Here is a 393-nt window from a genome sequence, read left to right as displayed (position 1 = left end):
GCTCCGCAGCGGCGCGCGCCTCGTCGGTGATGACAGCGCCGGCCAGCATGCGCGCAATCTCTTCCTGGCGCGCGGCGCGGTCCATCTCGGCGATGCCGGTGGCGACACGGTCCTTGCCGCCGGATTTGGAGATCAGGAAATGCGTCGCGGCGCGTGCCGCAACCTGCGGCGCATGCGTGACCGAAAGCACTTGCACGCGCTTCGACAGCCGCGCCAGCCGCTGGCCGATGGCATCGGCCACGGCGCCGCCGACGCCGGTATCGATTTCGTCGAAAACCAGGGTGGGCGCCGAGCCGCGATCAGCGAGCGCCACCTTCAGCGCCAGGAGAAAGCGCGAGAGCTCGCCGCCCGAGGCGACCTTCATCATCGGCCCAGGCCTGGTGCCCGGATTGG

1 pseudogene is annotated in these 393 nt (G+C 70.5%); it reads right to left on the bottom strand.

Annotated elements, in window-relative coordinates:
* Window positions 1-393, bottom strand: a pseudogene (locus EOA28_RS38450) (DNA repair protein RecN); the annotation flags it as partial.

The sequence above is a fragment of the Mesorhizobium sp. M2A.F.Ca.ET.067.02.1.1 genome, assembly GCF_004023285.1.
GTDB lineage: Bacteria > Pseudomonadota > Alphaproteobacteria > Rhizobiales > Rhizobiaceae > Mesorhizobium.
Note: the sequence above shows the minus strand (reverse complement) of the source record. Positions and strands in the feature narration are given on the sequence as shown.